Here is a 21,419-nt window from a genome sequence, read left to right on the forward strand (position 1 = left end):
GGCACCCTAGCGGTGCCTCACGCGAATTTCACCCGTCCGGGCGCGAATTCCTCGCAGGTAGAGTGCTCGGCGTGTCGATTGACCCCGCCGAACTGGAAATCGCCCTGAGGGTGCTCGCCCAAGTGGACGAACTGGACACCGAGCACCCCGACGCGGTAGCCGTCCGCCGGGCCACCGCCGGCATCTGGAAGAGCCTGCGCAAACGCCGCAAGGCCGACCGGCGCGCCTCGGTCACCGCCGCCGACCGCGCCGTCATCGAGGCCACCGCGACCGGCTCACCGTCGCGCATCGACGACGAGACCCGCGGCCTGCTGCTGCGCGAGCCGGAGCCGGGCGCGAAGGCGGGCACGCTGCTGCGCGCCCGGTCCTGCTACACGTGCAAGAAGCGGTACACCGAGGTGGACGCCTTCTACCACCAGCTGTGCCCGGACTGCGCGGCGCTGAACCGGGCCAAGCGCGACCAGAGCGCGGACCTCACCGGCAAGCGCGCCCTGCTCACCGGCGGGCGGGCCAAGATCGGCATGTACATCGCGCTGCGGCTGCTCCGCGACGGCGCGCACACCACCATCACCACCCGGTTCCCGCGTGACGCGGTGCGCCGGTTCGCGTCCATGCCCGACAGCGCCGACTGGCTGCACCGGCTGCGCGTGGTCGGCATCGACCTGCGCGACCCGGCCCAGGTCGTGCAACTGGCCGACGAGGTGGCCGCCGCCGGACCGCTGGACATCCTGATCAACAACGCCGCGCAGACCGTGCGCCGGTCGGCGGGCGCCTACGCGCCGCTGGTCGAGGCCGAGTCCGCCGCGCTCCCGTCCGGTCCCCTGCCGGAGCTGGTCACGTTCGGGCACACCCTGTCCGCGCACCCGGTGGCGTTGGCGGGCACGTTGGCCGACACCATCCCCGCGGTCACCGCGCTGGCCCTCACCGTCGGGTCCAAGGAGATCGACGCGGGCGGCCTGGTGCCGGACGAGGCGCCGGTCAACAGCTGGGTCCAGCGGGTGGACGAGGTCGACCCGGTCGAGCTGCTGGAAGTGCAGCTGTGCAACAGCACCGCGCCGTTCATCCTGATCTCCCGGCTGCGCCCCGCGATGGCCGCCTCGCCCGCGCGCCGCAAGTACGTGGTGAACGTGTCGGCGATGGAAGGCCAGTTCAGCCGCGCCTACAAGGGGCCGGGCCACCCGCACACCAACATGGCCAAGGCCGCGCTGAACATGCTGACCCGCACCAGCGCCGAGGAGATGCTGACCGTCGACGGCATCCTGATGACCGCCGTCGACACCGGCTGGATCACCGACGAGCGGCCGCACCCGACCAAGATGCGGCTGGCCGCGGAGGGCTTCCACGCGCCGCTGGACCTGGTCGACGGCGCGGCCAGGGTGTACGACCCGATCGTGCGCGGCGAACTGGGCGAAGACCTGTACGGCTGCTTCCTGAAGGACTACGCGCCCTCCCCTTGGTGAGCCGATCGCCGCACCCGTTCACCGCAGCGTTCGCACGCCCATTCCGGTCATTCCCGACCGCAGTAATCGGAATGGGCCGAACGGGGTGCACCGGTTAACGGATCCGTGCCCGTGTGCGACTCTCCGCCGGTACGCTGAAGCTTTCGCTAGGCCGCCGCGAGGCGACGGGGGTGGGCATGGACGGCGGGCGGGCCGGTCGAGCCGCCGTGCTGCCGCGCGTGACCGTGACCGGGTCGGGAGGGCCGCGGTGACCGCGCCCCGGGTCAACCCGTTCCCGCTGCCGGGCTGGGAGGCCACCCCGATGCGCCCGCTGCGGCCGTGGCACCGGCCCGCGCACCGCGACTACTACGTGCCCGTGGACGGCACCGAGGCCGCGTTCGAGCACTTCCGCCACGCGATGGGCGACCTGGGCGTGATGCTGGAGTACGGCCGGCTCGCGCTGGTCACCGGCGAATCGGGCTGCGGCAAGACGGCGCTGGTCAACCGGTGCGCGGACTGGGTCGCCGGCGAGCTGGAGCGGCGCGGGATGCGCGGCGTGGTGCTGGACCTGACCGGCTGCCTGCCGACCGACCGGGAGCTGTCCATCGACGAGCGCACCGCCGAGGTGTGCGACCGGATGTTCGACCTGCTGGTGGACCACGGCGCGCTGCGCCAGGACAGCGAGGACCGGCTGGCCGACGTGCGGGACGTGCCGAGCCGCGTGTTCCCGCGCCTGGGCCGGGCACTGCGCGACGAGGTCGCGCTGGTGGTGCTGCTGCCCAGCCCGAACGAGCTGGTGGACGAGGTGATCCGGTACGCGCGGACGCTGAACAGCGCGAAAGTGCTGTTCCTGACCGAATCCGCCTACCTGGGCACGGACGAGGTGGCGGACGTGGTGCGCCAACTGGAAACGTGGGTGCCGCCGATCTCCCTGCACGTCGGCCCGCTCGATCCCGGTGACGCGCAGCGGTTCGCCGAAGACCGGCTGACCCGGCACGCGGGAACGGGCACCTATCCGCGGTTGAGCGACGACGCGATCAAATTGGTGGAGAAGCACTGCCAATCGGTCGCGATGTTGCAGAGGTTCTTGCACGGCACCTACGAACACAAACGTGGAACGGGACTGGGTTACACCGAGGCCGACCTGGTGACCGTCGAGGACATCAGGGCGTTCTTGAACCACAAGTCCCGGAATGGACCGGTGAATGGGCCATGAGCGCTCGCAGCGATCTACCGCCCCCGCGGAAGAACCCCTTCTCGCCGATGGCGGTCGCGCGGATCACGGACTTCGACGCCGATCCCGACGCCGTCGACGTGGCGATCACCACCGACGCGACGCGGCAGGCGCTCGCGCACCTCGCGTCGTACCTCGACGCGCCGCCCACGCGCGGCGGACGTGACCGCACCGGCACCGTGGTGGCCGTGCTGGGCGACTACGGCACCGGCAAGACGCACCTCGCCGTGCGGCTGGTCCGGCACGCCCGGCAGGTGCTGGCCGACCCGACGCACGCGCTGTACCTCGACGCGACCGCGGAGAGCTTCATCGAGCTGTACCGGCGGTTCATGCAGAAGCTCGGCCGCGAGGGCGTGCGGGCGCAGGTCAGCGAGTACTACGCGGACATCGTCGCGGACTCGTTGCAGAGCAGCGGCCTGACCAGCGACATGCTGGAGTGGCTCGGCAGCAGGCAGCTGGAGCCGCAGGAGGTCGTGGAACGGCTGGGCCTGATGGAGAGCGCGTTGCTGCGCAAGGTCCAGGACACGCTGCGCGAGGTGACCAACAACAAGGACTTCGGCACCGCGCTCACGCTGCTGCTGCGGCCGGGGTTCGAGCACTCGGTGTGGTCGTGGCTGCTCGGCGGCACGCCGGACCAGGTGCTGGTGGAACGCGGCATCACCACGCCGATCGACACCGAGGTGGCCGCGCTCGAGGCCATGGGCGTGTTCGCCCTGCTGTTCGGCGGCAGGCAGCGGCGGTTCGTGCTGGCGGTCGACGAGCTGGACAAGATCTTCTCCGCGGACAGCCGCCCGCAGGCCGGGACCATGGCCGCGTTCCAGACGTTGCTGCAGGTGTTCGCCAAGGCCGGGGCGTGCCTGGTGCTGTGCGGGCTGCCGGACTTCAAGTCCGTGCTGCCGCCCGCGGTGCGGCAGCGCATCCCGTACACGGTGGTGATGTCCGGGCTGAGCCAGCGCGAGGTGCGCGAGTTCATCGAGCTGGCGCAGCAGCAGGCGTTCGGCACGCGGCAGCTGGCGCCGTTCACCGTCGACACCACCCGGTACCTGCGGGACATCGCGCGGGGCAACGCGCGCAACGTGATCCGGCTGTGCCACCGGGTGTTCCGGATGGCCGACGACCTGTCCCACGCGCCCGGCGGCGAGTTCACCGTCACCGAGGAGATGGTGCGGCAGGCGGCCCGTGACCTGTTCGGGTCGTTGAGCTCGGACGACATCGACGGCGTGGTGCGCAGGCTGCTCGACGCGGGAGGACTGGACTACCTGCACCGGCACCTGCTCGGCGTGGCCGAGGAGTCGCTGGCGGACTTCTGGGTCACCTTCCCCGAGCACGCCGGCGGGTGCGCCGTGCTGATCACCCGGTCGCTGCTGGACAACGCGGACGTGGCCGCCGTGCTGCGGCGGGTGTCGACGGTGCGCGAGGCCGAGCCGGACGCCGAGCTGATCCTGCTGGTCAACGGCGTGGTGGCGGACGGCGTGGCGATCCAGTTGCGCGAACTGCTCGGCCGGGAGCCGCTGGTGTACGTCGACCGGACGTTCGCCGACGACTTCAAGGCGCTGGTGAGCGCGACGGGACGGCGGCTGGGCGGCGACACGGACCCGATGTCGGCGCTGCGGTGGCGGATGGACCAGCTGGCCAAGCAGCAGTCCAGCATCTACGGGTTCATCGAGCACCTGGCCGAGCACATGGACGGCGTGCGCGCGTCGTCGGACCGGCAGCTCGGCGCGATCCAGCGGCAGCTGGCCGCGTTGGCGGGCGGTGCTTCTGGGACGTCGGGCGGCACGCCGGTCCGTGAGGTCGAGTCGTCGGCGAGCAGGCTGCCGGGCGAGGTGGAGCGGCTGTTCCGGGACGCGGTGGACGCGTTGGAGGACCTGACGCAGGTCGACGTGATGTTCGAGGAGGCGTTCGACCACGCGCCGACCACCACCCAGGAGGCGGTGCACCGGCGGCTGCGGACACCGGAGTTCGCCCAGGCCGCGACGCAGGCGGTGTTCATGCAGAAGGCGGTGCAGGCGTTCCGGGCGGCGGTCTCGCAGTGGTACTCCTCGGCCGAGGACGCCGACGCGGAGGACCGGCTGGAGGAGCTGTGCGGCATCTACGACGGGATCGTGGAGTTCCTGCCGCTGTTCCTGCTGGACCCGCTGTTCAAGCTGCCGCCGTGGTCGGCCCGGTCGGGTGGGCTGGTGGCCGAGGTGAGCCAGGGCTCGCGGCGGACCCGCGTGCACGAGGCACTGCGCAACCTGAGCCCCCGCGTCCGCCGCGCCGTCTTCCGCTCGTCCCGCCTGACCTGAACGTTCCACTCGGGGTGCCGCAACGTTGGACACGTGCGTTCCGGGCGTTGGACACGCGCGTGTCCTACGTTCGGACCGTGTGAGTTGAACGCTCAGGGCGTGTGCTTCACCCGGTAGGGCGTAGCGACCTGCGGAGCGGGCGTTGGGTTGAGCGGTACGCGCGGGATGCGCTTCGGGGCGGGCGTGGGTGCGGGACGGGGAGCGGTGGCGCGGTCGTAGGCGCCGTTCGTGACGGCGTGCAGCAGGTTCACCACGACGACAGCCGGCGCGACCACGGCGATCGCGCCCGGGAACGTCGGTTCCAGCAGCAGCGCCAGGATGATCGCGGTCAGGCCGTTCTGCTGGCCCAGCGCCAGCCGCACCCGGTCGCCGCGCCACCTCTTCGGCACCGTCAACGCGAACGCCACGGCGGCCTGTGCGCCGAACGCCGCCACGCCCAGCACCGCGCCGACCCCGGCCAGCACCCAGCTGAACTCCGCCGCCAGCACCAACCCGACCGCGGCGATCGCCAGGAACATGCCCGTCTCCGCCAGCCCGTCGACCCACCGGCCCAGGTTCGGCCGGAAGAACAGGCCCAGCAGCGCCAACGCCAGCAGCAGCGAGTACTGCACCGCGACGAACCCGAGGGCCAGCACCGCCACCACCATCACGGCGCGCACCGCGTACCGGACCGCGCGCCCACCGGCTTCGGCCCGCCGCACCCGTCCGCCCACCAGCGTCCACAGCATGAACGCCACCCCGGCCAGCGCCAGGTTCAGCACCAGGTTGACCGCGAACGACCCCACGCCGCCGACCGCGCCGCCGTTCAGCGCGAACGCGGTGATGTACACGGTGAGCAGCACGGTGATCGGGTCGTCGAACGACGCCCACGCCGACAGCAGCGCCTTCGCCGAGTCCGACATCCGCGACTTGGCCCGCATCGCGGCGACCGACAGCGGGTCGATCTGCGCCACCGCCACGGCCAGGATCAGGTGGCTCGGATCGCGGAACACGAAGAACATCACGGCGAAGATCAGCGCGACTTTCGCCAACACACCGAGTGTGACCGCGATCACTACCGTGCGGAGTTGCCTGCGGAATTCCGAGATCACGATCCCGCTCGTGCTCGCGTACAAACCGAAACCGAGCAACGCGGTGATGAAGAATCCGTACACCGGTGAGCGATCGACTTCGCGCAGTCCCAACTGCCACGCGACGAGCCAGCCCGCGGCCAGGGCCGAGAGAAGTGCGGCCGAACGGATCACGGGCGTCACCATTCCACGGTAGGCAGCGGTGGATGAGCGTTCAAGGACCGATTGGAGTGAGTTCTTCGGCCAAAGCGGACATTCGATCATCCGCCGCCCGCACCCGTGCCTGATCGATAGTCACGCCGACCAGGTATTCGCCGGAACGCAACCGGTAGTAGTAGATCGCGCCCATCTCGACGTCGAGCACGAGCCGTGCCATCAGGCCGCCGACGACGGGGCTCACCGCCCGGTTCAGCTTGGTCGTCAACGCGCCCAGCTCCTGCACGAACCCGTGGTAGAACCGGCGCCGCGCGTCCACCGTGACCTGCTTGAAGAACGGCGCCAGCGACGGGTCGCCCAGGCAGTCCACCATCGCCCGCACCTCACCGTCGACGACGTGCGCGACCAGGTGCAGGTCCTGCGCCCGCACCGCCGCCAGGCACGCCGTCAGCGGGCCCTCCCCCGCCGTCACGTGCGCGCTCACGTCCTCCTCCACCGGCAGCGGCACGACGTCCGCCGCGCTGTCCCACCCGCCCGGGTTGAGCGAGCCGAGGCTGAGCTGGGCGCGCAGCCGGGTGGCGAGCGCGGCCACCGCCCGGTCCGCCTCGTCCACCGCGGGGTGGCCGAACAGCGGCCCCGCGCCCGCGTGGTCGAGCACCAGGCCGACGACGTGCTCGGTCGGCACGACGGAGTCGCAGAACAGCGCGCCCTCCTCGGTGTGCAGCACGGTGCGGATCAGCCGGCCCGTGCGCACGTCCTGCAACGCCCGGTCCAGCGTGGCGACCTGGAACGTCAGGTGCCTGCCCAGCCGCTTCAGCTCCTCCCGCCGGGTGCCGCCGGGCAACGCGTCCGGCGCGGACGGCGGATCGCCGAGGGCGTCGACGCCGAAGTCGAACACGCCGCTGCTGTAGTGCGCGAGGTAGTGCAGCGCCGGGGTGTCCGCGATCGCCTCACGGCACGCCTGCCTGGCCAGGTCGAACTCCGGGCCGACGTGCTCGGCCTGCTCCTCGTGCAGCTCCACGCCGGTCCTTCCTGCGCGCTCAGGTGTGCGGGACGTCGACATCGCACTCCCGCCAGTCCTGGTCGGTCGGGTGCGCCGCGAGCCGCAGGTTGTGCGCCGCCGCGGCGGTGTGCGGGTGATCGTGCCCCAGGAACTCCAGGCAGGCGGTGTGGGTCGCGGCGATCAGTTCGGCCGCCCGGTCCTCCTCGCCTGCCGCGGCGAGCACCCGAGCCTCGTCCACGGCCGCCGCCAACGTCCACGGGTGCGTGTCGCCGAGCTTGGAGCGCAACGTCCCCGTCGCGGCCTCCACCTGCCCCACCGCGCCCGCCGGGTCGCCCGCCGCGCGCAGCGCCAGGCCGAGGCCGAGCCGGCACAGCGCCACGAACGGGTGATCGTCGCGGAGCCCGACGTGCTGCTGGAAGCCGTTCAGCGCGGTGCGCGCGAGCTCCGCGGCCAACTCGGGGTCGACGCCCACCCTCCGGTGGTCGGCGGCGAAGCTCAACGCGCAGCCCAACGTGTACGGGTGGTGCGCGCCGAGGACTTCGCGGTAGTCCCGCAGCGCCTTGCCGGTGCGCTCCTTGGCCTCCTTGGCCCGGCCGACCAGCCGCAGCGCGATCGCGCGGTTCCACTGCACGGCGATCTGCACCTGGTTCAGCTCGTGCCGCAACGCCTGCAGCTGCTGCGACGCGTACAGCAAAGAGTCCAGCGCCTCCGGGTAGCGACCCAGTTCTCGCTGGTAGAGCCCGATCTGCGCGAGCGAGGCCCAGGTGCGCGGGTCGCCCGTCCCGAACAGCCTCCGACGCCTGCGGTAGTTGTCCTCCTCCAGCGCGAGCGCGCCCGCCGCGTCACCGGACAGGAACATCGAGGACGCCAGGTTGTTCGCCGCACGGCGGGTGTCCGGGTGGTCCTCGCCGAGCACCGTGCGCAGGCTCTCCCAGGTCGCCTGGTCCTCGGCCAGCGCCTCGGCGAACAGGCCGAGCCCGCGCAGGTCACCGCCCCGGCCGCGGGCCGTGATCAGCGGACGGGGGTGGGTGAGGTCCAGGGCGCGCCGCTGCTGGGCCAGCGCCAGGTCGTCCAGCCGCAGCGCCTCGGTCGGCTCGCCCAGCACGCGGTGCACGTTGGCAAGCTCGGCGGCCAGCCGGTTGCGCAGCGGGTCGGCCGGGCCGAACCGCCGGGTCCACGCGTCCAGCAGGGCGCGCCCCGGTCCCAGCGCGGCCCGCCGCACGCCCGCGCCGCCGTCGGTGTAGAGGAACCGCACCTGGTTGACCAGCCAGCGGCGCACCTTCGGGTCGCCGCTGCCCAGCGCGCCGGACGGGATGACGTGCTTCTGCAGCTCGGCGAACCGGGCGTGCCGGGTCGGCGACTTGTCCTCCACCTCGGTCGGCGCCAACGCGGCCAGCGCGGCCAGCACGTCGGCCTGCCGCTGTTCCCGTTCGGCGGGGCTCATCCGGTCGCGCAGCGCGCGCTGCACCACGCGGTGCAGGCGCAGCGAGTACTGGTCGCCCCAGTCGACGCGGAACAGCCCGTACCGCGCGCCGTACCAGAGCACCCGGTCGATCTCGGCGGCGTCCAGCTCCAGCGGCTCGGCGTCCACGCCGCCCGCGGCGACCACCCGGCCCAGGAACGCGGGCGAGCGCACCAGCCCGAGGTCGGCGCCTTCCGGCGAGAGGAACGAGGACAGCTGGGCGACCAGCACCGCCAGCCGACCGGTGGCGTTGTCCCGCAACGCGTCCACCGCGACGTCGACGACCCGCGCCACACCATCCACTTCGGACTCACCGAGTCGCTCGAACAGCGTGCGGGTGGCCCAGGTCGCCGCGTCCGCGTCCCGGGAACCCGCGCCGACCTCGGCCCGCGCCGTCTCACCGAGCCAGCACGACGCCAGGTCCAGCGCCAACGGCAGGTGGTCGACGGCGTCCGCGACCCGGCGCGCGTCGGACTCGGTCAACCCCGGCACGCGGTCCAGCAGCAGCCGCACGCTGTCGTCGGCACGCATCGGCACCAGCTCGACGGCCGGCCCGTCCGCCGGCGCCGAGGTGATCAGCACGTGCCCGGTGGCGCCGGACGGCAGCAGGTCGGCGATCACGTCCGGGTCGTCGGCGTTGTCGTAGACCAGCAGGAACCGCGCGTAGGCCGGGTCGTTGGACAGCCGTTCCAGCGCGGACAGCGTGCCGTAGTCGGTGGAGCCGGGCTGGCGCAGCCGCACCGCCAGCTCCGCCAGGCCCGTCAGCACCGACTGCCGGTCGTGCGCGGACAGCCACCACACCGCCGCGTAGTCCGACGAGAACCGGTAGGCGTACTCCAGCGCCAACTCGCTCTTGCCGACACCCGGCACGCCGTCGACCGTGACCACCACGCGCCCGTCGCCCGCCGCCGTGAACTGGTCGCGCAACGCCTCCAGGTCCTCGTCGCGGCCCACGAAACCGCGGTGGCGCGGCGGCAGGTCGAACACCGCCGGGTCGCTGCCCGGCACCCGCATGCCCGGTTCGTGCACGGTGCCGGGCCGGTCGATCAGGCCGAAGTGGCTGAGCAGCCGGGCGCTCAACGTCTCCGGCGTGTGGTCGTGCACCGCCAGTCCACCGTCGTCGGCGGCGTCCTCCGACAACCGCAGCCGCAGCACGGTCAGCGGCAGGGCGGGCAGCTCGACCGGGCCGAGGTGCGGCGACGACAGGATCACCACGCCCGGCGGCACGTCGGCGGCGAACCACTCGCCCGCGTCGGACAGGCGCCGCACCTGCGCGCCCGCGCGCTCCAACTGGCCGCGCACCCAGTCCGCCCAGGCCCGGTCACGCGGCGCGTGCACGAGCACCACCCGGTCCGGCTCGGTGGTCGACGTCAGCCCGAACACCCGCCGGTAGCGGGCGCGCAGCACCGGCGACACCGGGACCACCTCGGTGACCGCGCCACCGGTGACCGCCGCGGCGAGCCTGCCGTACTGGGCTTCCAGCGCGCCGCCGCTGGTCGGCTCCTCCACCAGGATCGCCAGCAGCGGGTCGAACGCGTCGAACGGGCGGTAGGGGATCTCGATCGTGCCGCCGTCCGGCACCCGCTTCACCTGGCCCGCCAGCAGTTCGGCGAACGCGGCGTGGATCGCCGACCGGATGCGCTGCGCCCGCGACAACTCGTCGGCGTCGTCGAACAGCGTCGCCACCGGCACCACGTCGATCCGGATCGGCGCCCGCTGGCGCAGCCGCGCGGCCAGGTCCGCCGCGTCCGCGATGGCCCGCGGCCGGGGGCGGAAGCACACCACGGCCAGCTCGCACAGCGTCGCGATCAGCGTCAGCGTCTCGTCGCCCGCGCCGGTCGGCGCGTCGATCAGCACCTGGTCGTAGTCGGACTCGGCCAGCCGCGCGCGCAGCTCGGCGATCACGCCCGCGTCACCGTGCCGGGTCTCGGGCCTCGGGCGGCCCGCCGCGTCGACCGGTATCGGCGACACCACGTCGATGTGGCCGGGCGCCGTGACGTCGCCCGCGGGCGGCGCGAACCGCTCGACGACGGGTGCCGGGGTGTCCTCGCCGACCGGATCGGCCCGGTAGGCGGCCGACAGCCCGCGGCCCAACGCTTCCGGCAGGCCGAGGCGGGCCACCAGGAACGGCTCCAGGTACTCGCGCACCCGCGGCACCTCCGAGCCCCAGTCCACGACCAGGACCCGCTGCCCGGCGGCGGCCAGCGTCCACGCCAGGTTGGCCACCGCGCTGGTGCGGCCGGTCCCGCCGGTCGCCGACAGGAAGGCGGTGACGCCGAGGTGGGCCGCCGCCGTTCTCACAGAGAACTCTCAAAAGCCGCGAAACGGTCGGGCAGTTCGGCGTTCTCCGCGAGGATCCGGTGCAGCGCGGCGCGCAGCGCGGTGTCCGGCAGATCGGCCAACCGGTCCAGGTCGACGCCCGTGACGTCCAGGAGCTCGGACTCCAGGACTGGTTCGGCTGCCATGTCCGACGTACCCCCTCACCGCAAAGCTGCGGTTTTCACCGCAGTCGCCTGATTGCCGGCAACGCCGGCGGCGCACTTCCCATCGTAGTGAACGACAACGGTCACCGTGGCGAATCCTCCGATTGGCGGACGCAGCGGGCGGCGCACTGTGTTTGATTGCAGGAGGGGGTCTGGATTGCTTGTGGTGTGGCCGGAATATCCGGGGGGTGGAAAAGCGTTGCCGTTCCGCCAGTTCGTGCTCAAGGTGCACAGCAGGTGCAACCTCGCGTGCGACTACTGCTACGTCTACGAACTGGCCGACCAGCGGTGGCGTTCCCGGCCGCGGGCGATGTCGCCGGAGATAGTCGCGCACACCGCCGAACGGGTGGCCGAACACGTGCGCGGGCACGGGTTGTCCGACGTGGAAGTGGTGCTGCACGGCGGTGAGCCGCTGCTCGCCGGACGTGCCGCGATCGAGTCGCTGATCACCCGGTTCCGCTCGGTCGTGCCCGCGCGGGTGCGGTTCACCGTGCAGACGAACGGGACTTTGCTCGACCGTGGATTCCTGGAGCTGTTCTCCGCGCACGGTGTCCGGGTCGGGGTGAGCGTGGACGGCACACCGGAAGCGCACGACCGGCACCGCGTGCGGCCGGACGGCACCGGTAGTTGGGCGGCGGTGCGCGCGGCGTTGACGTCGTTGCGCGCGTTCCCCGAGGTGTACGGCGGCCTGCTGTGCGTGGTGGACGTGGACGCGGACCCGTCGCGGGTCTACGGGTCGTTGCTGGAATTCTCGCCGCCCGCGGTGGATTTCCTGCTGCCGCACGGCAACTGGTCGGCGCCGCCGCCGGGACGGGTCGCCGATCCGGCGGCCACGCCGTACGCGGACTGGCTGATCGCCGTGTTCGACGTCTGGTACGGCCGGCCGGTGACCCGCGTGCGGCTGTTCGAGGAGCTGCTGTCGGTGTTGCTGGGCGGGCGTTCCGGGGTGGAGGGCATCGGGTTGACCCCCACAGCACAGGTGGTGGTGGAGGCGGACGGCGCGGTCGAGGTGTCGGACATCCTGGCGTCGTCCTCGCCGGAGGCTTCGGCGACCGGGCTGCACGTGGCGCGCGACCCGTTCGACGCGGCGTGGGACCTGCCGGACGTGCGCGCCGGGCGTTCGGGGCTGGCGGGGCTGTCCGCGCGGTGCCGCCGGTGCCCGGTGGTGTCGGCGTGCGGCGGCGGGCTGCGGGCGCACCGGTTCCTGGCGGGCGCCGGGTTCGACCGGCCCTCGGTGTACTGCCCGGACCTGCTCCGGCTGATCGGGCACGTGCGGTCGCGGGTGGCGGCGGACCTGGCGGCGTTGGCGTGAGCGTCGGGCCGTTCCGGGTGTCGGACTCGGACTTCACCGCTCTGGCGCGCGGCGGTGGCGGTGCGTCGGCGGTGCGCACGCTGCGGCTGGCGCGGCGCAGCCGGACGTTGCTGCTGATCCGGTCCATCGCGGCGGAACCGGCGGCGCGGGAGGCGTTCGCGCTGCTGTGCGAGGTGGCGCGGGTGGCGCCGGGCGCGGTGGACCGGGTGCTGGACCACCCGTCGGTCGGCGCGTGGGCGACGCGCACGGCGTTGGCGCTGCGGCGGGGTGACGCCGAGGTCCGTCCGGCGGAGTTGGCGTTCACCGCGGCCGCGGCGGCGGTGCGGGCGGGTGTGCCGGTGGACTTGCGGTTCCCGCCGGTGGACGTGTTCTCGCTGCCGTCGTTGGGCGTGGTGGAGGGGCCCGGGTTGGCTTACCGGCCGTTGCCGGAGATCGACGTGGGCGGGTTGTCGTTGCAGGTGGACCTGTGGGCCGGTGGCGGCGTGCCGGACGAGCTGCCGGTGGCCGCTTCGGTCGACCTGCCGCGGTGGCGTGACGCGGTCGGCTCGGCGTGGGACCTGCTGTCGGGCGACCACCCGGCGTCGGCCGCGGAGGTCGCCGAGGTCGTGTCGGTGCTGACGCCGATGCCGTCGTCGCCCTCGGGGACGAGCAGCGCGACGTTGGCCGACGCGTTCGGGTGCGTGTTCCTGTCGCCGATGCCGGACGCGGAGACGTTGGCCGTGACGCTCGTGCACGAGGCGCAGCACAGCAAGCTGGTCGCGTTGATGGACCTGTTCGCGCTGGTCAAGCCGGGGCGGGAGGCGTTGTTCTACGCGCCGTGGCGGGAAGACCCGCGGCCGGCGGCCGGCCTGCTGCACGGCACGTACGCGCACTTGGGCGTGGCCGGGTTCTGGCGTTCGCGCCCCGGGCCCGCGGCGCAGGTCGAGTACGCGCGCTGGCGTTCGGCGGCCCTGATCACCGCCGAGGCCCTGCTGGCGGGCGACGAGCTGACGCCGACCGGCACCCGCTTCGTCGCCGAGCTGGCCGGTGTCCTGCGCGCCTGGTGCGCCGAACCGCTCCCCCCGGCCGCGCTGGCGGTCGCCGAAGCCGAGTCGTCCGCCCACCGGGCACGCTGGCGAGCCGCCCACGGACCCCTTCCCGAACGCGGAACTCGGGGGTCCTGAGCGTTCGACACGCGGGGCCTGGGGGTTCGACACGCGCGGGGCGGGTGTGGTCCGCGAGGTTGGCCGGTCCGGCCGCGATACTGCCGGCCATGCTCACCGCCGACGGCCACCTGGTGCACTCCCCCGCGGACCTGGTGGACCTGTTGGAGTGCGACCACCGGAGCAAGCTCTCGCTCGCGCTCGCAGTCGGTCTGCCCGACGCGCCGGTACCGGACGTCACCACGAACACCCTGGCCACGCGGCACGGTCACGCGCACGAGCAGGCCGTGCTGGCCCGGTTCCGCGCCGAGCACGACGTCGTCGAGATCCCCCAACCCGCGCCGACCCACGAGGCTCTGACGCAGGCCGCCGCGCAGACGGCACGGGCGATCGCGGACCGCGCGCCGGTGATCTACCAGGCCGTCTTCTACGCAGACGGCTTCCACGGCCGCGCCGACTTCCTCGTCGCCACCGACCGCGGCTACGAGCCGCACGACGCCAAGCTAGCCCGGCACGCCACCCCGGCCGCCGTCGTCCAGCTCACCGCCTACGCCAACGCGCTGGGCCACCACGCCGGCCCCGCCATGCACCTGCTGCTCGGCGACGGCACCACCAAGACGTTCCAGGTCGCCGACTTCCTGCCGCTGGTCCGCGACCTCCAGATCCGGCTCGAGGGCCGCCTCGCCGCACCCGCCACCCTGCCCGGACGGCTGTGGGACGACGAACGCCCGGCGTGCGCCACCTGCCGGTTCGGCAGGCACTGCGGCACCGGCCGGGAAGCCGACCGCGACCTGTCCCTGGTCGCGGGCATCCGCACCGACCAGCGCCGCAAGCTCGTCGCCGCGGGCCTCGGCACGATCGACGCGCTGGCCAACGCCACCCGCGCCGACCGGCCCGCGACGATGTCCGCGGCCACGTTCACCGGCCTGCGCGCCCAGGCCGCGCTCCAGGTCATCCAGGACGACTCGCGCACCGAGGACGACCCGATCGGCAAGGTCGCCTACGAGGTCGTCGCGCCGGAAGCCCTGGCCGCGCTGCCCGTGCCCAGCCCCGGCGACCTGTTCTTCGACATGGAGGGCGACCCGTTCGCGCTGGGCGGCGAGGGCTTGGAGTACCTGTTCGGCGTGGTCGACGCGGACGCGCGCTTCACGCCGTTCTGGGCGCACACCCGCCCGCAGGAGAAGGCCGCGTTCGAGCGGTTCGTCGACCACGCCACGAAGGCGTTGGAAGATCACCCGGAAGCGCACGTCTACCACTACGCGCCGTACGAGGTGAACGCGCTCAAGAAGCTCGCCGCCCTGCACGGCACGCGTGAGGACGCCGTCGACCACCTGCTGCGCTCCGGCGCGCTGGTCGACCTGTACGCCGTGGTGCGCAAGGCGTTGCGCGTGTCCCAGCGGTCGTACTCGATCAAGTACCTGGAACCGCTCTACATGCCGGACGCCCGTGCCGGCGAGGTGACCACGGCCGTCTCCAGCATCGAGGCCTACGAGGAGTTCCTGGCGCTTCGCGACGTCGACCCGGCACGCGCCGAGGAAGTGCTCACCGGCATCGCCGACTACAACACCTACGACTGCGTCTCCACGCTGCGGCTCTACCGGTTCCTGCTGGAGGTCCGCGCCGAGGCGGGCATCGAGCCGCACTTGCCGGAGCCGTCGTTCACCGCGGAGATCGAGGACGAGATCGCCGCCCAACGCCGGGCCGAACGCGCCGAACGCCTCGCCGCCGTGGTCGACCCGCTGCTGGAGGGCCTGCCGGACAACCCGGCGGAGGCGACCGACGACGAACGCGCGCGGGCGCTGCTGGCCGCCGCGGTCGGCTACCACCGGCGGGAGACGAACCCGGCGTGGTGGGACTTCTTCCGGCAGATGGCGGCGCCGTTGAGCGAGCTGGAGTCCGACAGCGCGTGCGCGGTGCCGGTCTCCGTGCGGGCGCAGGACTGGGCGATGCCGTCCGGCCGGGTCCGCAAGGCCAAGCGGGAGCTCCAGGTGTGGTGCGACCCGGACCGGCCGCACCCGTTCGCGGCGGGCGACCAGGTGCGGCTGCTCTACCCCGGCACGCCCGCGAACGTGACCCGGGACGCGGTCGTGGTCAAGGAGTCCGCCGAGGACATGGTGGTGCTGGAGAGCGTCGCACCCGACGAGGTGCACGGTGAGCAGCCCATCGCGGTGCTGCCCGGCAGCCCGGTCCGGCCGACGCCGAAGGACGAGGCGGTCTACGACCTGGCCCGCGCGGTGGTGGACGGGCTGCCGGCGCTACCGCCGCACCCCGGCATCGACCTGATCCGCCGCACCCCGCCTCGGCTGAAGACCGGTGCGCTGCCGCGTGGCGACGACCTGATCGCCGACGTGATCGCGGCGGTGGACGCGCTGGACGGCTCCACGCTGGCCGTGCAGGGTCCGCCGGGCGCGGGCAAGACCTACCTGGCGGGACGGCTGATCGCGCACCTGATCCGCGGCGGGCGCAGCGTCGGCGTGACGTCGACCAGCCACAAGGCCGTGGAGAACGTGCTGAGCGCGGCCCTGGCGGCGGGCCGTGAGCTGGGCGTGCCGATCCCGACCGCCAAGCGGGCGAAGGGCGCGCCCGCCAAGGACTGCGCGTGGGAGCAGCCGCGCGACAACCCGGCGCTGGTGCGGTGGCGCAACGACCAGGGCGGCGGGCACCTGGTCGGCGGCACGGCGTGGACGTTCGCCAACACGGCGTTGCGCGAGCAGCCGTTCGACGTGCTGATCGTGGACGAGGCCGGGCAGTTCGCGCTGGCCGACGCGCTGGCCGTGTCGACGTGCGCGCGCAACCTGGTGCTGCTGGGCGACCCGCAGCAGTTGCCGCAGGTCGTGCAGGGCACGCACCCGGCCGGTGCGGAGGCGTCGGCACTGGGGCACCTGATCGGTGACGCGGACGTGATCGGACCGGAGCTGGGCTACTTCCTGGACCAGACGCGGCGGATGCACCCGGCGGTGTGCGCGCCGGTGTCGAACCTGTCGTACGCGGGGCTGCTGCACGCGCACCCCAGTGCCGCCGCGCGCGGCATCGACGGCGTGCCGTCCGGTGTGTACGTCCACTCGGTGCCCCACTCGCACAACACCACGTCGTCCATCGAGGAGGCGACGGCGGTGGTGGGCGTGGTGCGGTCGCTGATGGGTCGCCTGTGGACGGACGGGCCGGGCGCGCGGGCGTTGGACGACTCGGACATCCTGGTGGTGGCGCCGTACAACCTGCAGGTGCGCCTGGTGCGGCGGGAGTTGGAGAAGCACGGGTTCGAGCACGTCCGGGTCGGCACGGTGGACCGGTTCCAGGGCCAGGAGGCGCCCGTGGTGATCACCACCATGACGTCGTCGGCCGCCGTCGACCTGCCGCGCGGGCTGGACTTCCTGTTGTCCCGCAACCGGTTGAACGTGGCGTTGTCGCGGGCGCAGGCCGTCGCGGTCGTGGTGTGCTCGCCCCGGCTGGTGGAGGCCGACATCCGCGACGTGGACCAGCTGCGGCTGGTGTCCGGGATGATCGGGCTGATGGCCGACGCCGGGCGGTGGGACATCGACGGCGTCTATGCCCAAACCCTATGACACCTGGCGTTGTTCCACTCTTAAGGTCATAGCACACGAAAACCTTCCCCTGCACCGAAGGAGATCGTGTGACGAAGAAGGTGATGCGCCTCGTCGTCGGGGCGTTGCTCACGACCCTCGCACTGGTGGGCACCGCCCTGGTCAGCCCGGCGTCGGCCGCTCCCGCGCCGCCGTCGGCCCTGGCCAGGACCGTCTACTACAGCGCCTCCGGCTACTCGGCGGAAGCCGACCAGGCCGCGCAGATCTGGAACTCCCGCGTGCCGAACCTGCGGCTCGTCCGCGGCGGCAGCGCCACGATCCGGATCTACGCGACCACCGGCGGCGGTTCCCGGGCCTATCCCTGCGGGCTCGGGTGCGCCACGATCTACATCGACTCGCGTGACATCGCGGCGGGTCACTCGGCGCTGCGGATCGTGGCGCACGAGGTCGGACACGGCCTCGGTCTGCCCGACACCTACAACGGCATCTGCTCGTACCTGATGTCGGGCGGCAGTGCGGGCACGTCGTGCCGCAACCCCTACCCGAACGCCCAGGAGGCGAACCGGGTGAACCAGCTCTTCGCGGGCGGCTTCGGCACCTCGGTGTCGCTGACGACCGACGTCTACGCGAGGAGCTGACCAGGCGGCGGGCGGGGTGGTGGCGGGTCGCGACTCCCGGCCACCACCCCGTCCTCCGTCCTGTCGCGAGGATGAACCGTCCCGGTGACACCCAGATCACGGAAACACGGTAAGTAGTTACCGAACCCCGGATCGTGTTGTTACATAGCACCCGATAGGGTGGCGCGGTTCTCCTTAGCCCTTCCCTCAGGAGCCCTCACATGCAGTTCGCCAGAGTCGGTGCCCTGGTCGGCGCCGCTGTCGCCGCCGTCGCCGCGACCGTCTTCGCCGCTGTCCCCGCCTCCGCGCACACCCCCAAGCTCGAGGCGTCGTGCACGGACGGCACGACCACCCTCAGCGTGAAGCTCACGGCCTACGCGCAGCAGACCCAGCAGAAGGCCAACCACGTCAAGGTCACCCTTGACGGCACCCAGGAGCTGGAGAACAAGGACTTCGGCGCCAGCTTCGAGGGCAAGTACTCGGCCGGCGGCGACGTCAAGCGCGTGTTCGTCGTCGAGGTGACCGCCTACGACGACCAGAAGTACTCCTTCAAGGAGACGAAGGCCGTCGAGGCGTGCGTCGTCCCCACGACCACGACCACCACCACGACGACGACCACCACGACCACCACGACCACGACCGAGCCCACGACCACCACGACGACGGTCGACGCCACCACGACGGAGCCGTCCGCGCCGACCACCACCACGACCACGACCGCCCCGGCGGTCGTGCCGGTCGGCGACACGGGTGACGGTCTGGCCAACACCGGCGCGAGCATCGCGATCCCGCTGGTGATCGGCGTCGTGCTGCTGGGCGGCGGCGCGGCGCTGCTGATCGTGCTGCGCCGGCGCGCGGCCAACAACTAGCACCGACACCTCGGCCCCGGTCACGAGCACGTGACCGGGGCCGAGTCGTTCCTACGGCAGCACCTGGATCTTGCGGCCCTGCCCGGCCTGGAAGCGCGCCAGCGCCGGTGCGTAGTCCGCGAGCGGCAAGCGGTCGCTGATGAACACCTCCGGGTCGAGCACGCCGGTGGCGAACAGGTCGGCCGCCCGCTCGAACGAGTGCAGCACCGCCATCGAGCCGGTGATGGTGATCTCCTGGTTGTAGATGCGGTACGGGTCGATGGTCACCCGCGCCGCGTAGTCGGAGACGCCGAACTGCAGGAACGTCCCGCCTTTCGCGACCCGGGCCAGCCCGTCCTGGATCGCCTTCTCGTTGCCGGTGGCGTCGATGACGACGTCCCAGCCTCCCGGGCGGTCCAGCTCCTCGGGTGAGGTCGCGGTGGCCGTGACGCCGAGCAGCTCCGCCGTGGCCAGGCGGTCCGGGTTGAGGTCGACCACCTCGATGGACGACGCGCCGGTGAGCTTGCCGAGCTGCAGCATCATCAGGCCCATCGTGCCCGAGCCGTAGATCAGCACGCGGCTGGCCAACCGCGAGCGCAGCACGTCGTACCCGCGCACCGCGCACGACAGCGGCTCGATCAGCGCGGCATCCTCGGTCCGCACGTGGTCGGGCAGCTTCACGCAGTTCGCCACCGGCGCCAGCGCGTACTCGGCCGCGCCGCCGCCGGTCGTGACGCCGATCGCGGCCCACCGCTCGCACAGGTTGTTGCGCCCGGACCGGCACATCCGGCACTCGTGGCAGTACAGCGAGGGGTCCACCGCGACCCGGTCGCCGACCGCGACCTCGGTGACCTCCGACCCGGTCTCGACGACCACGCCCGCGAACTCGTGCCCCGGCACGACGGGCAGCGTCGGCGCGAACTCGCCTTGCAGGATGTGCAGGTCGGTCCCGCACAGCCCGCAGGCCGCGACGTCCACGACGACCTGGCGCGGGCCGGGCGCGGGGTCGGGCACCTCGGCGACCTCCACCGCGCCGACACCGGTGATCACGGCTGCTCTCACTTCACGGCTCCCAGCGACAGGCCCTGGACCAGCTTGTCCTGGGCGGCGAACCCGGCGACGAGCACCGGCAGCGACACCACCACGGCGGCGGCGCACACCTTGGCCAGGAACAACCCCTGGCTGGTGACGAACCCGGTGAGGTGGACCGGCGCGGTGCCCGCGACCACGCCGGTCAGCACGCGGGCGAACAGCAGCTCGTTCCAGCTGAAGATGAAGCAGATCAACGACGTCGCCGCGATGCCGGGCAGGGCGACCGGCGCGACGACCCGGCGCAGCGTGGTGACCAGGCCTGCGCCGTCCAGCGCGGCGGCCTCCAGGATCTCGCCCGGCACCTCGGCCAGGAACGACCGCATCAGCCACACCGCGATCGGCAGGTTCATCGACGTGTAGAGCACGACCAGGAACGAGATGTTGTCCAGCATCCCGGTGTACTGCGCGACCAGGTAGATCGGCAGCAGACCGGCCACGACCGGCAGCATCTTGGTGGACAGGAAGAAGAACAGCACGTCCGACCACTTCTCGACCTTCTTGATCGAGAGCGCGTACGCCGCCGGGATCGCCAGCAGCAGCACGAGAACCGTGGAGCCGATCGACGCGCTGAGCGAGTTGACCAGCGGCGGCCACGGGTTCGAGTCGAAGAACTCGGCGTAGCCGTCGAACGTGATCGGCGCGGCCAGGGACGGCGGGTTGGTCGCCGCGTCCGGCTCGCTGTGCAGCGACGTGAGCACCATCCACGCCACCGGCGCGAAGAACAGCAGACCGGCCGCCCACGCGGCCAGACCCAGGAGCCGCCTCATGCCCGCACCTCTTCCCGGAGCAGCGACGACACCACGCGCAGCGCGAAGGTGGCGATGACGATCGAGCCGAGCACCACGACCACACCGGCCGCGGACGCCTGGCCGTAGTCGTGTGCCTGGTAGAAGGTCTGGTAGATCGTGTACGGCAGGTTGGCCGTGCCCAGGCCGCCCGAGGTGATGGTGAAGACGGCGTCGAAGTTCTGCACGACGTAGATCGAGCCGAGCAGCGCGCCCAGCTCCAGGTACTGCCGCAGGTGGGGCAGCGTGAGGTAGCGGAACACCTGCCACGCCGTGGCACCGTCGATGCGCGCTGCCTCCACCGCGTCCTGCGGGCGGCTTTGCAGGCCCGCCAGCAGGATCAGCATCATGAACGGCGTCCACTGCCACACCAGCGACGCCTCCACCGCGAGCAGCGGCATGCCGCCGATCCACTCCGGCTGCGGCGCGTCGGCGCCGAACAACCACGTCAGCACACCGTTGAACAGCCCGTACTCGGGGTTGTAGAGCGCGTGCTTCCACAGCAGCGCGGCGGCCACCGGCACCACCAGGAACGGCGCGATGAGCATGGTGCGCACCACGCCGCGCCCGAAGAACCTCCGGTCCAGCAGCAGGGCCAGCCCGAGCCCGAGGACGAGGCTGACCAGCACCACGGTCGCGGTCAGCACGACCGTGACCCCGATGGCCGACCGCAGGTCCGGGTCGGTGAACACGGCGGTGTAGTTGTCCAGTCCCGCGAACCCGCGGTTGGCCGGGTCCAGCGAGTTCCAGCGCATCAGCGAGATCACCAGCGTGGCCACGAACGGCAGCTGGGTGACCACGATCGTGAAGATCAGGGCGGGCAGGAGCGGTGCGCGCCGCGCCCAGCGCGCCGCCGCCGCCAACTGCCCCGTCCGCACCGGCGGCGTGGGCCCGGCCGGTGCCTCGACCTCCCGCAGGGCGGTCACCGGGTCCTCCCGATGGGGGT

At 72.4% G+C, this 21,419-nt stretch carries 15 protein-coding genes; 8 read left to right on the plus strand and 7 right to left on the minus strand.

What is annotated here, in order from left to right; all coding sequences use genetic code 11:
* Positions 1 to 71 precede the first annotated feature (71 nt).
* The 3 genes from B0I31_RS27755 (at position 72) to B0I31_RS27765 (ending at position 4,961) form a co-directional block, all read left to right on the plus strand.
* Positions 72 to 1,460 (plus strand): SDR family oxidoreductase, encoded by a 1,389-nt coding sequence (locus B0I31_RS27755; protein WP_245950485.1) that lies wholly within the window; start codon positions 72 to 74, stop codon positions 1,458 to 1,460.
* A gap of 247 nt (positions 1,461 to 1,707) precedes the next feature.
* Positions 1,708 to 2,655, plus strand: coding sequence for an ATP-binding protein (locus tag B0I31_RS27760; RefSeq protein WP_106618334.1), 948 nt, complete (start codon positions 1,708 to 1,710; stop codon positions 2,653 to 2,655).
* Positions 2,652 to 4,961 (plus strand): ATP-binding protein, encoded by a 2,310-nt coding sequence (locus B0I31_RS27765; protein WP_146173969.1) that lies wholly within the window; start codon positions 2,652 to 2,654, stop codon positions 4,959 to 4,961. Before B0I31_RS27760 ends, B0I31_RS27765 begins: the two co-directional genes overlap by 4 nt.
* A 92-nt stretch (positions 4,962 to 5,053) precedes the next feature.
* Here B0I31_RS27765 and B0I31_RS27770 read toward each other — a convergent pair whose 3' ends face one another.
* Genes B0I31_RS27770 through fxsA form a run of 4 tightly spaced genes read right to left on the minus strand, consistent with a single transcriptional unit; the run spans position 5,054 to position 11,117 of the window.
* Complete coding sequence (locus tag B0I31_RS27770) at positions 5,054 to 6,214, minus strand: cation:proton antiporter (protein ID WP_146173970.1); 1,161 nt, start codon at positions 6,212 to 6,214, stop codon at positions 5,054 to 5,056.
* Positions 6,215 to 6,245: 31 nt separating this feature from the next.
* On the minus strand, positions 6,246 to 7,208 hold the full coding sequence (locus B0I31_RS27775; protein ID WP_106618337.1) for a hypothetical protein: 963 nt from the start codon (positions 7,206 to 7,208) through the stop codon (positions 6,246 to 6,248).
* A gap of 19 nt (positions 7,209 to 7,227) precedes the next feature.
* On the minus strand, positions 7,228 to 10,953 hold the full coding sequence (fxsT, locus tag B0I31_RS27780) for an FxSxx-COOH system tetratricopeptide repeat protein (protein ID WP_106618338.1): 3,726 nt from the start codon (positions 10,951 to 10,953) through the stop codon (positions 7,228 to 7,230).
* On the minus strand, positions 10,950 to 11,117 hold the full coding sequence (fxsA, locus tag B0I31_RS27785) for an FxSxx-COOH cyclophane-containing RiPP peptide (protein WP_106618339.1): 168 nt from the start codon (positions 11,115 to 11,117) through the stop codon (positions 10,950 to 10,952). Before fxsA ends, fxsT begins: the two co-directional genes overlap by 4 nt.
* A gap of 217 nt (positions 11,118 to 11,334) precedes the next feature.
* On the opposite strand from fxsA, the gene B0I31_RS27790 reads away from it, so the two are divergent.
* The 5 genes from B0I31_RS27790 (at position 11,335) to B0I31_RS40820 (ending at position 18,617) form a co-directional block, all read left to right on the plus strand.
* Positions 11,335 to 12,447: an FxsB family cyclophane-forming radical SAM/SPASM peptide maturase gene (locus B0I31_RS27790; RefSeq protein ID WP_106618340.1), complete on the plus strand. Its 1,113-nt coding sequence runs from the start codon at positions 11,335 to 11,337 to the stop codon at positions 12,445 to 12,447.
* The gene (locus B0I31_RS27795; RefSeq protein WP_181320453.1) at positions 12,444 to 13,610 is read left to right on the plus strand and encodes an aKG-HExxH-type peptide beta-hydroxylase; all 1,167 of its coding nucleotides are present in this window, start codon (positions 12,444 to 12,446) and stop codon (positions 13,608 to 13,610) included. The genes B0I31_RS27790 and B0I31_RS27795 overlap by 4 nt, the downstream gene beginning before the upstream one ends.
* 113 nt (positions 13,611 to 13,723) lie before the next feature.
* The gene (locus tag B0I31_RS27800; RefSeq protein WP_181320500.1) at positions 13,724 to 17,152 is read left to right on the plus strand and encodes a TM0106 family RecB-like putative nuclease; all 3,429 of its coding nucleotides are present in this window, start codon (positions 13,724 to 13,726) and stop codon (positions 17,150 to 17,152) included.
* Between the two features lie 68 nt (positions 17,153 to 17,220).
* Positions 17,221 to 17,769 (plus strand): snapalysin family zinc-dependent metalloprotease, encoded by a 549-nt coding sequence (locus B0I31_RS27805; RefSeq protein ID WP_245950486.1) that lies wholly within the window; start codon positions 17,221 to 17,223, stop codon positions 17,767 to 17,769.
* A gap of 200 nt (positions 17,770 to 17,969) precedes the next feature.
* Complete coding sequence (locus B0I31_RS40820) at positions 17,970 to 18,617, plus strand: hypothetical protein (RefSeq protein WP_181320455.1); 648 nt, start codon at positions 17,970 to 17,972, stop codon at positions 18,615 to 18,617.
* Positions 18,618 to 18,668: 51 nt separating this feature from the next.
* Here B0I31_RS40820 and B0I31_RS27815 read toward each other — a convergent pair whose 3' ends face one another.
* The 3 genes from B0I31_RS27815 to B0I31_RS27825 are packed head-to-tail and all read right to left on the minus strand — an operon-like array spanning position 18,669 to position 21,399.
* Positions 18,669 to 19,658, minus strand: a complete 990-nt coding sequence (locus B0I31_RS27815; protein ID WP_106618343.1) for a zinc-dependent alcohol dehydrogenase family protein — start codon at positions 19,656 to 19,658, stop codon at positions 18,669 to 18,671.
* Positions 19,655 to 20,455 (minus strand): carbohydrate ABC transporter permease, encoded by an 801-nt coding sequence (locus tag B0I31_RS27820; protein WP_106618344.1) that lies wholly within the window; start codon positions 20,453 to 20,455, stop codon positions 19,655 to 19,657. The genes B0I31_RS27815 and B0I31_RS27820 overlap by 4 nt, the downstream gene beginning before the upstream one ends.
* Positions 20,452 to 21,399 carry a carbohydrate ABC transporter permease gene (locus B0I31_RS27825; protein ID WP_106618345.1) on the minus strand — a complete coding sequence of 316 codons (948 nt, stop codon included), beginning with the start codon at positions 21,397 to 21,399 and terminating at the stop codon, positions 20,452 to 20,454. Before B0I31_RS27825 ends, B0I31_RS27820 begins: the two co-directional genes overlap by 4 nt.
* Positions 21,400 to 21,419: the final 20 nt, after the last annotated feature.

The sequence above is a fragment of the Saccharothrix carnea genome (assembly GCF_003014735.1).
Taxonomy (GTDB): domain Bacteria; phylum Actinomycetota; class Actinomycetes; order Mycobacteriales; family Pseudonocardiaceae; genus Actinosynnema; species Actinosynnema carneum.